This is a genomic window from Pseudomonas sp. WS 5059, from assembly GCF_012985525.1.
Lineage (GTDB): Bacteria > Pseudomonadota > Gammaproteobacteria > Pseudomonadales > Pseudomonadaceae > Aquipseudomonas.
In genome coordinates this window covers 189,485-203,073 of sequence record NZ_JAAQWO010000008.1, presented here as the reverse complement: position 1 = coordinate 203,073, position 13,589 = coordinate 189,485, and the positions used below count along the sequence as shown (strand labels likewise).

7 protein-coding genes and 1 other RNA gene are annotated in these 13,589 nt (G+C 61.6%); 2 read left to right on the top strand and 6 right to left on the bottom strand.

The window, feature by feature from the left end; all coding sequences use genetic code 11:
• Positions 1-186: 186 nt before the first annotated feature.
• The 6 genes from ffs to HBO12_RS23160 form a co-directional block, all read right to left on the bottom strand.
• Positions 187-283, bottom strand: an RNA gene (ffs, locus tag HBO12_RS23185) — signal recognition particle sRNA small type.
• A 208-nt stretch (positions 284-491) separates the two neighbouring features.
• A complete protein-coding gene (locus HBO12_RS23180) occupies positions 492-1,658 on the bottom strand; it encodes a zinc-binding metallopeptidase family protein (protein WP_170043321.1) in 1,167 nt (388 codons plus the stop codon).
• Positions 1,659-1,744: 86 nt separating this feature from the next.
• Positions 1,745-4,102 (bottom strand): NAD-dependent DNA ligase LigA, encoded by a 2,358-nt coding sequence (gene ligA, locus HBO12_RS23175; RefSeq protein WP_170043320.1) that lies wholly within the window; start codon positions 4,100-4,102, stop codon positions 1,745-1,747.
• Positions 4,103-4,190: 88 nt separating this feature from the next.
• Positions 4,191-5,054 carry a cell division protein ZipA gene (gene zipA, locus HBO12_RS23170; protein ID WP_169954221.1) on the bottom strand — a complete coding sequence of 288 codons (864 nt, stop codon included), beginning with the start codon at positions 5,052-5,054 and terminating at the stop codon, positions 4,191-4,193.
• 253 nt (positions 5,055-5,307) lie between these two features.
• Entirely contained in the window at positions 5,308-8,796 is a 3,489-nt protein-coding gene (gene smc / locus HBO12_RS23165; RefSeq protein ID WP_170043319.1) for a chromosome segregation protein SMC, read from the bottom strand.
• Between the two features lie 2 nt (positions 8,797-8,798).
• Positions 8,799-9,458 (bottom strand): GntR family transcriptional regulator, encoded by a 660-nt coding sequence (locus tag HBO12_RS23160; RefSeq protein WP_170043318.1) that lies wholly within the window; start codon positions 9,456-9,458, stop codon positions 8,799-8,801.
• Between the two features lie 267 nt (positions 9,459-9,725).
• Between HBO12_RS23160 and xdhA the strand changes: the two genes are divergently transcribed.
• Both xdhA and xdhB read left to right on the top strand, forming a co-directional pair.
• Positions 9,726-11,174, top strand: coding sequence for a xanthine dehydrogenase small subunit (gene xdhA / locus HBO12_RS23155; protein WP_169954224.1), 1,449 nt, complete (start codon positions 9,726-9,728; stop codon positions 11,172-11,174).
• Positions 11,167-13,566 carry a xanthine dehydrogenase molybdopterin binding subunit gene (xdhB, locus tag HBO12_RS23150; protein ID WP_170043317.1) on the top strand — a complete coding sequence of 800 codons (2,400 nt, stop codon included), beginning with the start codon at positions 11,167-11,169 and terminating at the stop codon, positions 13,564-13,566. The genes xdhA and xdhB overlap by 8 nt, the downstream gene beginning before the upstream one ends.
• The last annotated feature ends 23 nt before the right edge of the window (positions 13,567-13,589 follow it).

Here is a 13,589-nt window from a genome sequence, read left to right as displayed (position 1 = left end):
ACCGGCATCTTCCTGCTGGCGGCGAAGAAGCTTCTTCAACCGCAATAAAGGCTGATAGCCAGACACGAAAACGCCGCGAAAAAACGCGGCGTACAGACGGCTTCGACCGCTGCGCAATAACGCACGGCAAAGTGATAATTTTTGATCAGAGGAAGAGTTGTTACGAAGGGAGCGTTATGGAGGCAACCCCACCAGCCACACCCCGGCACACAATGTTCCCGCTGTGGCTGCTGCCTTCCGGCTCTGACCAGGTTCACGGGTAATCGTTGCGAGGGGACCGATGGGGTCACCATAACGACGCTGGCCTCTCGGCAAGCCGCGCCATTGTACCGATCTCATCGGAAGTTACAACCGTTGGTGCAGGATTAAAAAGCCAAGGGGCTCAAGTACTTGCCATAGCCCTGAAGAACACCCTCTATGTGGTGTGGGAGCGGGCTTGCCCGCGATGGCGGTGGTCACGTCATCGCGGGCAAGCCCGCGTCCACATTGGATCATTGGGCTTTCAACACCTCATCCGCCCGGCCGCCCTCCTCCTGGATCACCAGGTGGATGAAATGCAGCTTGGCAATCACCGCCGGTGGCAGCACGAAGGGATAGAAATCCGGTTGCCCCATGCTGCGGGACAGTTCGTTGAGCATGCCGGCCAGTTCGATCCAGGCGTTGACGAACGACAGGAACGCCGCCCCGCCAGGGTGTTGCGGATCGTAGAGCGTGGCGAGGGGAAACGGCTGGTAGTCCAGGTCCATCTCCCGCGCGCTCATACCAAAGCCCAGGGCGGTATCGACCGCGTCCATCATGTGCAGGTAGTGGGCCCAGGTTTCCGCCCAGTCTTCCCAAGGGTGCATGGTGGCGTAGGCGCTGACGCAGGTTTGCTGCCAACCCGGGCGCGGGCCGTTCTGGTAGTGCTGCTCGAGAGCATCGGCATAGCTGGCACGCTCATCACCAAACACCTGGCGGAACGGCTCCAGCCAGTGGCTGCCGGCGACCAGGCGATCCCAGTAATAGTGACCGACTTCATGCCGGAAATGACCGAGCAAGGTGCGGTACGGTTCACGCATCTGCACGCGAATTTTCTCACGGTGTTCGTCGTCGGCTTCCTTGATATCCAAGGTGATCAAGCCGTTGGCGTGGCCGGTGGTGGGGGCCTTGCCTTGCAGGTCGATACCGACGAAGTCAAAGGCCAGGCCATTGGCTTCATCGACGGACTTGGGGACCACCTGCAACCCCAGGCTGATCAGTTGCGCCACCAGCCGGCGCTTGGCGGTTTCGACTTTGCGCCAGCGCTCGGGGTTTTCTGCAATCGACAGGTCGGGGATGGTGCGATTAAGGCTACACGCCACGCACAGCGCTGCGGTGCTGTAGGCCGGGATCAGCCAGTTGCAGGCAGCAGGCGTGTCGAGGTTGGCGCAGCGGCGCGAGGCGCCCGCGTCAAGATTATCGTCCTGCAGCCAGGTATTGACGACCGGCCCAGGTTGCAGGGACGACAGCCGGCTTTGCTCGGGCAGATAGCCCAGCAGCGCCGAACAGGCCAGGCATTGGCTGTTGCGAAAGAACAGGGATTGCCCGCAACGGCACTGCCACACCTTGCTATTGCGCGAAGTCCCGGCCATGAACGGTGCGGCGATGCGCGAACTGAGCTGTTCGAAGAAGCGGTACATGGCGATCTCTCCAGGGGCGTGCCCAAGACTAGATCATTTACCACGCAAGATCGTTCCCACACTCTGCGTGGGAACGATCGCCATCATCAGATGGAGATGTTGTGGCGGGTCAGAAAGGCGACAAAAGCCTCTTCATCCATGACTTTCAACCCCAGCTCACTGGCCTTGGCCAACTTCGACCCGGCGCCTGGCCCCGCGACCACGCAATAGGTTTTCGCCGACACCGAACCGGCGACCTTGGCGCCCAGGCTTTCGAGTTTTTCCTTGGCCACGTCGCGGCTCATCAACTCCAGCGAGCCGGTCAGCACCCAGGTATGGCCCGCTTCGGGCAAGCCCTCGAGGACTTTCTTCTCGCTCTGCCAGTGCATGCCAAAGTCCTTGAGCTGCTGCTCGATGGCTTGCGCACGCTGGGCATTGTCCGGATTATCAAAAAATTCGCGCACGGCCTTGGCCTGTTTCTCTGGGAGTGCCTGGCGCATATCCAGCCAATCGGCCTGGATAACGCCCTCCAGGGAGCCGAACTTGTCCGCCAGCTTCTGCGCAGCCCCCGGCCCCACGGAAGGCACGTGCAGCTTGTCGAGAAAGCCGCCCAGGGTGGTACTGGCCGCGAACTCGGCGCTCAGTTCGCCCTGGTCCTGCAATTGCAGGCCGCACTCATCCGGCGACAGTAACGCGCCAATCACCTGCTGGTTATGGCTGTCTTCAAAGAAGCTGTGGATCTCGTGCGCCACCTCCAGGCCAACATCCGGCAAGTACGTCAACACTTCCGGCAAGGCTTGCTGCACGCGCTCCAGGGACGCCAGGGAGCGCGCCAGCACCTTGGCGGTTTCCTCGCCGACATCGGGAATGCCCAGGGCGTAGATAAACCGTGCCAGGGTTGGGGTCTTGCTGTTTTCGATGGCAGCGATCAGTTTCTTGCTGGAAACATCAGCGAAGCCTTCCAGGTCGATGATCTGTTCGTACTTGAGCTTGTACAGGTCAGCCGGCGAACCGATGAGCTTTTCATCGACCAGTTGCTCGATGGTCTTGTCGCCCAGGCCGTCGATATCCATGGCCCGTCGCGAGACAAAATGGATAATCGCCTGCTTGAGCTGCGCACCACAGGCCAGCCGCCCGACACAGCGATACACCGCGCCTTCGCTGACGGTTTCCTTGCCCTTGCTACGCTTGACCAACTGCGTGCGTTCCACATGGGAGCCACACACCGGGCAGGTTTGCGGGATCTGTACGGCGCGGGCATTTTCCGGGCGGCGCTCGGCAACCACCGACACGACCTGTGGGATTACGTCACCGGCACGGCGGATAATCACGGTGTCACCGATCATCAAGCCCAGGCGCGCCACTTCGTCCATATTGTGCAACGTCGCATTGGACACAGTGACGCCCGCCACCTTGACTGGCTTCAAGCGTGCTACCGGGGTCACTGCGCCGGTGCGGCCGACCTGGAACTCAACGTCCAGCAATTCGGTGAGTTCTTCCAGCGCCGGAAACTTATGAGCGATGGCCCAGCGCGGCTCGCGGGCGCGAAAGCCCAGTTCACGCTGGTAGGCAATGCTGTTGACCTTGAACACCACCCCGTCGATTTCATAGGGCAGACTGCTACGCCGCTCACCGATGTCGCGGTAGTACTCCAGGCAATCCTCAATACCCTTGGCCAGCTTCAACTCATGGCTGATGGGCATGCCCCATTTCTGCAACTGCTGCAGGTTGCCGATATGAGTGTCGCTGATATCCGTGGTCACGCCGTAGCAGCAAAACTCCAGGGGGCGACTGGCGGTGATCTTCGAATCGAGTTGGCGCAGGCTGCCGGCGGCGGCGTTGCGCGGGTTGGCGAAGGTCTTGCCGCCGACTTCCAGTTGCGTGGCGTTCAAACGCTCGAAACCGGCCTTGGACATGAACACTTCGCCACGCACTTCCAGGGTCGCCGGCCAGCCCGTGCCATGCAGTTTCAGCGGGATATTGCGCACGGTGCGCACATTGACGCTGATGTCTTCGCCCGTGGTGCCGTCGCCACGTGTCGCGCCGCGTACCAACTCGCCATCCTGGTACAGCAGGCTGACCGCCAGGCCATCGAGCTTGGGTTCGCAGCTGTATTCCACCGCCGCACCACTGCCAAACAGATCGCCCACCGGCAGGTCGAGGCCCTCGGTGACCCGACGATCAAATTCCAGCATGGTGGTTTCATCAAACGCGTTGCCCAGGCTGAGCATGGGGATCTCATGGCGCACCTGGGTAAACGCCGACAACGCCGCACTACCCACCCGTTGCGTTGGTGAATCACGGGTCACCAGGTCGGGGTGCTCGGACTCCAGGGCCTTGAGCTCATGGAACAACCGGTCGTACTCGGCGTCCGGGATGCTCGGCTCGTCGAGTACGTGATAACGGTAGTTGTGCTGATCCAGTTCAGCGCGCAGTTCGAGGATGCGGGTGTGGGCGGCGGTCATGGGTGTTCTCTCATAAAGCAAAAGAGCAGCCGAAGCTGCTCAATATGTTAGTGCGCTTAATTCTACTGACAACGCTGAAGACCAATCCTCAGCGTTTCTGTGTCAGGGCGCGACGCTCGAACTCGACGATGCGCTGACGGTAGTGTTCGATGGTCTGGGCGGTCAGTACGCTGCGCTGGTCGTCCTTGAGCTCACCGTTAAGTTCCTGGGACAGCTTGCGGGCGGCGGCCACCATGACGTCGAACGCCTGTTTCGGGTGGCGCGGGCCTGGCAGGCCGAGGAAGAAGCTCACCGCCGGGGTGCTGAACAGGTCGATATCGTCCAAATCGAAGGTGCCCGGCTTGACCGCGTTGGCCATGGAGAACAGCACTTCACCGTTGCCCGCCATGCTTTCGTGACGGTGGAAAATATCCATCTCGCCAAAACGCAGGCCGCTTTCCAGGATGTTCTGCAACAGCGCCGGGCCCTTGAAGCCGGCCGCGTCGCGGCAGATCACGCTGATCACCAGCACTTCTTCAGCCGCCGGCTGATCCTTGGAGGACTCACGCGGTGCGCTCTTGGCCGGGGTTTCATCCGGAAAATCACCGTCACGGCTGCTGAAGCTCGGGCCTTCGTCGACGTCGAGGTTCAGGTCGCCCTGATGCGGCTCGGCCACGACAGCACTGCCACGCTTGCCGCGCTTGGACGACGGCTCGCGGGGCTCGCGCACCGGCGCGCTCATCGACGGCAGGTCGTGTTCGTCCAGTTGCGGTTCTTTATGGGTATCCAGGACACGGGGAGGCCCCAGCAGCTCGGCGGCGCCATCGTCGTCGGGCAGATTGGACAGGTTTCGGTCCAGGCGGAATTTCAGCTTGCCCTTGCCGCCGCGCATACGGCGCCAGCCATCAAAAAGAATACCGGCTATTACAATAATGCCGATGACGATCAGCCACTCGCGCAGACCGATTTCCATGTAATCCCTTGCCTCTATAAAAAATGCTGAAAAATAAGGGGTTTAGCACCGTGCAAACCGCTTTAAAACGTGGCGCCAACTCTATGTTCTGACTGACGTTTTGCCCACGCATACGAAAAATTGACATTAAACTAGCACGACCAAAGATAACTTTACACAGTTGGCGCAAAATGTGTCGGCTAACGCAGGAATCAGGCTACAAATCATAAGCTTCAAGCCGACACTCTTGCCCCTTGAAGCTAGCAACTTGCCGCTAACTTTCCACCATCGCCATCGCCTCTTCCACATCCACCGCCACCAGTCGCGAACAGCCCGGTTCATGCATGGTCACCCCCATCAATTGATCAGCCATTTCCATGGCGATCTTGTTGTGGGTGATATAGATGAACTGCACCGTCTGGGACATCTCTTTAACCAGGCGGGCATACCGTCCAACGTTAGCGTCATCCAGCGGCGCGTCAACTTCGTCGAGCATGCAGAACGGCGCCGGGTTCAACTTGAAGATGGCAAACACCAGGGCCAATGCGGTCAGGGCCTTCTCGCCGCCGGACAACAAATGGATGGTGCTGTTCTTCTTGCCCGGAGGCCGCGCCATGATCGTTACCCCTGTATCGAGTAGATCTTCGCCCGTCAGTTCCAAGTAAGCGCTGCCACCACCGAAAACTTTTGGGAATAAGGCCTGTAAACCGCTATTAATCTGATCAAAGGTATCTTTGAAGCGGTTTCGGGTTTCTTTGTCGATCTTGCGAATGACGTTTTCCAAAGTGTCGAGGGCTTCCACCAGATCGGCGTCCTGGGCATCCAGATAACGTTTGCGCTCGGACTGCTGCTGATATTCGTCGATGGCCGCGAGGTTGATCGCCCCGAGTCGTTGAATACGTGCGCCAATGCGCTCAAGTTCTTCCTCGGCGTCCTTCTCGTTGGCCTGGGCGGTCAGGGTATTGAGTACGCCGTGCAGGTCGTAGCCATCTTCCAGCAACTGGTCTTGCAGGGTTTTGCGGCGCACCGTGAGGGCTTGCCACTCCATGCGCTGCTGTTCGAGCTGGCCGCGGATCAATTGCGATTGCTGCTCGGCCTGGGTCCGGCGCTTTTCTGCGTCGCGCAGTTCGCGGTCGGCGTCTTCCAGGGCGATTTGTGCGGTCTTGAGTTCTTCGTCGACGCTCATGCGTTTATCGAGCAACTCTTCGAGCTTCAAGCGCAGCTCTTCCAGCGGCGCCTCGCCCTCCTCCAGGTTGAGGCTCAGTTGCTCGCGCTTTTCCGTCAGGCGTTCGGACTGCATCTCCAGGCGCTCCAGGGCCTGGCGCGTGGAATCGTGCTGGGCGCGCAAGGAGCCCAGGCGCACGGCCAACTGGTGGGCATGATCCTTGTGCTGGCGCGCTTCCTGGCGTACCCGGTCGAGGCGCTCGCGCAGGCTGTCACGCTGGGCCAGCAACAGTTCGCGCTGCTCGGTATCGAGGGCCATGCTGTCGAGGGCCTCCTGCAATTGCAGGCGTGCTTCGCCGACTTGTTCGTGTTCGAGGGCGCGCTGTTCGCCCATTTCGGCCACTTCTTCGTCGAGCCGGGTGCGGCGCAGGGTCAGCTGTTCGGCCTTGGCCTTGCTGGCCGAGAGCTGGGCTTTCAATTCGCCCTGCTGGCGCGCTTCGTCCTGCAACAGGCGGCGCAAGTGTTCGCGGCCGGTCTCTTGCTGGCGCTGAGTGGCGCGCAGGGTTTGCAGTTGGGTTTCCAGGGACTCAAGGGTGGCTTCGCGCTCTTCACGCTCGGCACTCAGGTTGACGATTTCCTGGCCACGGGCCAATACGCCACTTTCGGCTTCACTGGCGCGGCGCACCCGCAAAAAGTGCCGGCCTACCCAGTAGCCGTCGCGGCTGATCAGGCTTTCGCCAGAGATCAATTGGCCACGCAGCGCCAGGGCCTGTTCCAGCGAGTCCACCGGTTTGACCTGGCCCAGCCACGGCGCCAGATCAATCTGCGCCTCGACTTTATCCAACAGGCTGCCGGGCACGCGGGTGCCATCGGCTGCCGGGCTGAGCAGGCGCAAGTCACCTTGTGTGAAGCCCGCCAGGTCAAAGCCGCCAAAATCGTCCACCAGCACCGCTTGCAGGTCCGCACCGAGCACGGTTTCCACAGCCAATTCCCAACCAGCTTCAACCTTCAAGCCTTCGGCCAGGCGCGGGCGCTCGGCCAGGTGCTGATCGCGCAGCCATTCGGCGGTGCCGGTGCCTGGGTCCAATGCGGCCTGCTGCAAGGCTTCAAGGGAGGCCAGGCGCCCGTTAAGGCGCTGTAAATCGCCCTGGGCCTGCTGCTGCGCCTGGGTCGCCTGCTGCAGCTCCTGACGCAATTGCTCCAGGCGTTCCACTTGTTGTTCTTCGCTGGCCTCCAGCTCTTCCAGGGTCATTTCGCTTTCGGCCAACTGCTCGCTCAGCGCCATGATCGCCGCGTCTTCCGGAGCGGAGGCGAGCAACGCGCGCTCCTCCAGGACCCGGCGCTGACGCTCGGCCAGGCGTTCCATACTGGTTTCCAGTTGCTGGATGCGCGACTGCTGCACCTCAGCCTGGCGCCGTGGCTCGGCGGAGCGCAGGTTGAACGCGTCCCACTGCTCCTGCCAGCCGTGCATGGTGGTTTCCGATTCTTCCAGGGCGGCGGCGGCTTCTTCGGCGGCGGCGCTGGTGATTTCCTGCTCGGGGGTGAGCATGTCCAGCTCTTCGCCGAGGGTCAGCAGCAAGGTGCGGTCGTGGCCCAGGTGGGACTCGGTTTCCAGCCGCGCCCGCTCCGCTTCCTTGAGGTCATCCTGCAACTGGCGCAGGCGCTGCTGGCCGTGCTGGATGCTCTGCTCGACCCGCGCAATGTCGCCGCCCACCGAATAGAAGCGGCCCTGCACCAGATTGAAGCGCTCGGACAGATCATGGTGACCGTCACGCAGGCGCTCGATGCTGGCGTCGGCATTGCGCTGCTCGGCCACCAGGGCTTCGAAGCTGATTTCCTGGGTGCCGATGATCGCTTCGCGCTGGCCCACCTGGTCATTCAAGGCCTGCCAGCGCAGGGCCGAGAGTTGTGCCTTGAGCTGGCGCTCTTCGCCTTTGTATTCCTGGTATTTCTCGGCGGCCTGGGCCTGGCGGTGCAGGCGCTCCAACTGGCGCTCCAGCTCTTCACGCAGGTCGGTCAGGCGCGCCAGGTTTTCGTGGGTGCGGCGGATGCGGTTCTCGGTCTCGCGCCGGCGCTCCTTGTACTTGGAGATGCCGGCCGCTTCCTCGATAAAGTTGCGCAAGTCCTCGGGCTTGGCTTCGATCAGCTTGGAGATCATGCCCTGCTCGATGATCGAGTAGCTGCGCGGGCCCAGGCCGGTGCCGAGGAAGATGTCGGTGATGTCGCGGCGCCGGCACTTGGTGCCATTGAGGAAGTAACTGTTCTGGCTGTCGCGCGTCACTTTGCGGCGGATGGAAATTTCTGCGTAGGCCGCGTATTCGCCCACCAGGGTGCCGTCGGAGTTGTCGAACACCAGTTCGATGCTGGCCTGGCTCACCGGCTTGCGGCTGGTGGAGCCATTGAAGATGACGTCGGTCATCGACTCGCCACGCAGGTTTTTTGCCGAGCTCTCGCCCATCACCCAGCGCACGGCGTCGATAATGTTCGACTTGCCGCAACCATTGGGCCCGACCACTGCCGCCATGTTACTGGGGAAGTTCACCGTAGTCGGGTCGACGAAGGATTTGAACCCCGCCAGTTTGATGCACTTGAGCCGCACGCTTAGGCGTCCGCCAGGGCTGCGATAACCAGGGTGCAACTGCGCTGGCCATAGGCCGACAACACTTGGCGAATCTGCGGCAAGTCACGGGCCAGTACGGCAGCGAGCAGTTGCTCGAACAGCGCCAGGTACTCGCTCATGGACGCCTTGCGTTGATCCAGGGCCAGGTAATAGGCGCGATTCATCGCCGGCTGCAGGTTCTCGACGGTTTCCTGCAGGTACGGATTGTTGGCAAAGGGATACGCGGCGCGCATGACATTGAAGCATTCCTCGACAAAGGCGCGGATGTCCTGGCGTTCGAAATTGCTCACCAGTCGTTGCTGGATCTGCACGAACGGCGCCATGTCGACCTGGGTCTGCCAGCCTTCGGCAACCGCGTTGCCCAGCAGGATGTACAGCTCGCTCATCAGCGTGCACAGGCTCTGCACCTTGTGTGCGGTGAGCTCGGTGACGTGGGCGCCACGGCGCGGCAGGATGGCGATCAGGTGCCGCCGCTCGAGGATCAGCAAGGCTTCGCGCACGGAGCCACGGCTGACATTGAGTGCCAGCGTGACTTTCTGTTCCTGGATCCGCTCCCCAGGCTTGAGATCGCCGCGAATGATGCGTTCGGCGAGGTGGTGAGCGATTTGCTCGGCGAGACTATCCGGCGCCTTGAACGTCATGTTTTCCCTTCAAAATCGTCTATCGGTACAAGGGCGGCAGTGTAGCGCAATCACTGGGCCAGCAACGCCGAATTTGGCATGAAATAAGCAGACGATAAAGCCCAGGCGCCCCTGAAAACGGCGGTTACAGGGATCTGAACCATAATCAAAGGTGTTGCAATCGCATTTTCTTGACCTTCTGGTCAGAAAATCGTTGACCGAAAAGTCAGACATGACTAGATTCGGCGCAAAGCGGTTAACAACAATAATGAGTCTGCGAGGCCTTCCGTGATCCAGTTTTTACTAAACCAGGAGCTCCGTAGCGAGCACGCCCTGGACCCGAACCTGACTGTGCTCAACTACCTGCGTGAGCACCTGGGCAAATCCGGAACCAAGGAAGGCTGCGCCAGCGGCGACTGTGGTGCCTGCACCGTGGTAGTCGGCGAGCTGCATACCGATGAGCAAGGTGCCGAGCAAATTCGCTATCGCAGCCTCAATTCGTGCCTGACGTTTGTCTCGTCCCTGCACGGCAAGCAACTGATCAGCGTCGAAGACCTCAAGCACCAGGGCCAACTGCACAGCGTGCAACAGGCGATGGTCGAGTGCCATGGCTCGCAGTGCGGTTTCTGTACGCCGGGCTTTGTGATGTCACTGTTCGCCCTGCAAAAAAACAGCGACGCCCCGGACAGCGCCAAGGCCCACGAAGCCCTGGCCGGCAACCTGTGCCGCTGCACCGGCTACCGGCCGATCCTGGCCGCCGCCGAACAGGCCTGTTGCAACAAGCCCCAGGACCAGTTCGATAGTCGCCAGGCGCAGACCATCGCCCGCCTCAAGGCCATCGCCCCGACGCAAACCGGCGAACTGAACAGCGGCGACAAACGCTGCCTGGTGCCCCTGACCGTCGCCGACCTGGCCGACCTCTACGACGCCTACCCACAGGCCCGGCTGCTGGCCGGCGGCACCGACCTGGCGCTGGAAGTGACCCAGTTCCACCGCACGCTGCCAGTGATGATCTATGTGGGCAACATCGAGTCCATGAAGCGCATCGAGACCTTTGACGACCGCCTGGAAATCGGCGCCGCCACCGCCCTCTCCGACTGCTACAGCGCGCTGCACCATGAATACCCGGACTTCGGCGACCTGCTGCACCGCTTCGCCTCCCTGCAAATCCGCAACCAGGGCACCCTCGGCGGCAATATCGGCAACGCCTCGCCCATCGGTGATTCGCCGCCGCTGCTGATCGCCCTCGGCGCGCAGATCGTGCTGTGCAAGGGCAGCGTGCGCCGCACCCTGGCCCTGGAAGACTACTTTATCGACTACCGCGTCACTGCCCGCCAGGACAGCGAGTTCATCGAAAAAATCATCGTACCCAAGGGCCACGCGCTGTTTCGTGCCTACAAGGTTTCCAAGCGCCTGGACGATGACATCTCGGCGGTGTGCGCGGCGTTCAACCTGAAAATCGACAACGGGGTGATCAGCGATGCCCGCGTGGCCTTCGGCGGCATGGCCGCCACGCCCAAACGCGCGCAACACTGCGAGACGGTGCTGATCGGCGCCACCTGGAACAGTGCCACCGTGGAGAAAGCCTGCGCGGCCCTGGCCGAGGATTTCACCCCGCTGTCGGACTTTCGCGCGAGCAAGGAATACCGCCTGCTCAGCGCACAGAACCTGCTGCGCAAATACTTCATCGAACTGCAAACGCCGCACATCGAGACTCGGGTGACCGCTTATGTCTAACCATCACGCCGTGGTAAAAACCCAAGCCGAAATGGCCGCGCTGTTTGCCCAGGACCTGACGTCCGGGGTCGGGCGCAGCGTCAAGCATGACAGCGCCGCCAAGCACGTGTCGGGCGAAGCGCAGTACATCGATGACCGCCTGGAATTCCCCAACCAGTTGCACCTGTATGCGCGCATGTCCGACCGCGCCCATGCCCGGATCCTCAGCATCGACACCGCGCCCTGCTACGCCTTCGAGGGGGTGCGCATCGTCATCACCCACGAAGACGTACCGGGCCTCAAAGACATCGGCCCGCTGATGCCCGGCGACCCGTTGCTGGCCATCGACACCGTGCAGTTCGTCGGCCAGGTGGTGCTGGCCGTCGCCGCCCGCGACCTGGAGACCGCACGCAAGGCCGCCATGGCGGCGGTGATCGAATACGAAGACCTGGAGCCGGTGCTGGATGTGGTCGAGGCCTTTCGCAACAAACATTTCGTGCTGGACAGCCACACCCACCAGCGCGGGGATTCGGCGGGCGCCCTGGCGAGCGCGAAACATCGTATCCAGGGGACCCTGCATATCGGCGGCCAGGAACACTTCTACCTGGAGACCCAGATTTCCTCGGTGATGCCCACCGAAGACGGCGGCATGATCGTCTACTGCTCCACCCAGAACCCCACCGAAGTGCAGAAACTGGTGGCCGAAGTGCTGGACGTGTCGATGAACAAAATCGTCGTGGATATGCGCCGCATGGGCGGTGGTTTTGGTGGCAAGGAAACCCAGGCGGCCAGCCCGGCATGCCTGTGTGCAGTGGTCGCGCGCCTGACCGGCCAGCCGACCAAAATGCGCCTGCCACGGGTCGAAGACATGCTGATGACCGGCAAGCGCCACCCGTTCTATATCGAATACGACGTGGGCTTTGACGACAACGGCCGCCTGCACGGGATCAATCTGGACCTGGCGGGTAACTGCGGCTGCTCGCCAGACCTGTCTAACTCGATTGTCGACCGCGCGATGTTCCACTCCGACAACTCCTATTACCTGGGCGACGCCACCGTCAACGGCCATCGCTGCAAGACCAACACCGCCTCCAACACCGCCTACCGTGGCTTCGGCGGCCCGCAAGGCATGGTCGCCATCGAGGAAGTGATGGACGCCATCGCCCGCCACCTGGCGCTGGACCCGCTGGCGGTGCGCAAGGCCAATTACTATGGCAAGACCGAGCGCAACGTCACCCACTACTACCAGACTGTCGAGCACAACATGCTCGAAGAGATGACCGCCGAGCTTGAGGCCAGCAGCCAATACGCCGAGCGCCGCGAAGCGATCCGCCTGTACAACGCCCACAGCCCGATCCTGAAAAAAGGCCTGGCGCTGACCCCGGTCAAGTTCGGTATTTCGTTTACCGCCAGCTTCCTCAACCAGGCCGGCGCCTTGATCCATATCTACACCGACGGCAGCATCCACCTGAACCACGGCGGCACCGAGATGGGCCAGGGCCTGAACATCAAAGTCGCGCAAGTGGTGGCCGAGATTTTCCAGGTGGAAATCGACCGGGTGCAGATCACCGCGACCAACACCGACAAAGTGCCCAACACCTCGCCGACCGCCGCCTCCAGCGGTGCCGACCTCAACGGCAAGGCCGCGCAGAATGCCGCCGAGACCATCAAGCAGCGCCTGGTGGAATTTGCCGCGCGCAAATACGACGTCAGCGAGGCCGATGTTGAGTTCCACAACGGCCATGTGCGGGTGCGTGAGCTGATCCTGACGTTCGAGGAGCTGATCCAGCAGGCGTATTTCGCCCAGGTGTCGCTGTCCAGTACCGGGTTCTACAAGACCCCGAAAATCTTCTACGACCGCAGCCAGGCGCGGGGTCGGCCGTTCTACTACTTCGCCTTCGGTGCGGCCTGCTGCGAAGTGATCGTCGACACCCTGACCGGCGAGTACAAAATGCTGCGCACCGACATCCTCCACGATGTGGGCGCCTCGCTGAACCCGGCCATCGATATCGGCCAGGTGGAAGGCGGCTTTATCCAGGGCATGGGCTGGCTGACCATGGAAGAGCTGGTGTGGAACAACAAGGGCAAATTGATGACCAATGGCCCGGCCAGCTACAAGATCCCGGCGGTAGCAGACATGCCCCTGGATTTGCGGGTCAAGCTGGTAGAAAACCGCAAGAACCCGGAAGACACGGTGTTCCACTCCAAGGCCGTGGGTGAGCCGCCATTCATGCTCGGAATTGCCTCGTGGTGCGCGATCAAGGATGCGGTGGCGAGCCTGGCTGACTATCGCCATCAACCCAAGATCGATGCACCGGCGACCCCGGAGCGGGTGTTGTGGGGCTGTGAGCAGATGCGCCAGTTGCAGGCGGCGACGGTGGTTGAGCCTGAGACCGAGATGGCTTCGCTCTAGACCCAGGTGCTGCCATCGCGGGC

Bases quoted from the DNA above. Each gene is read 5' to 3' on its own strand.
- HBO12_RS23180 (WP_170043321.1), bottom strand. From the start codon at position 1,658: ATGTACCGCTTCTTCGAACAGCTCAGTTCGCGCATCGCCGCACCGTTC.
- ligA (WP_170043320.1), bottom strand. From the start codon at position 4,102: ATGACCGCCGCCCACACCCGCATCCTCGAACTGCGCGCTGAACTGGAT.
- zipA (WP_169954221.1), bottom strand. From the start codon at position 5,054: ATGGAAATCGGTCTGCGCGAGTGGCTGATCGTCATCGGCATTATTGTA.
- HBO12_RS23160 (WP_170043318.1), bottom strand. From the start codon at position 9,458: ATGACGTTCAAGGCGCCGGATAGTCTCGCCGAGCAAATCGCTCACCAC.
- xdhB (WP_170043317.1), top strand. From the start codon at position 11,167: ATGTCTAACCATCACGCCGTGGTAAAAACCCAAGCCGAAATGGCCGCG.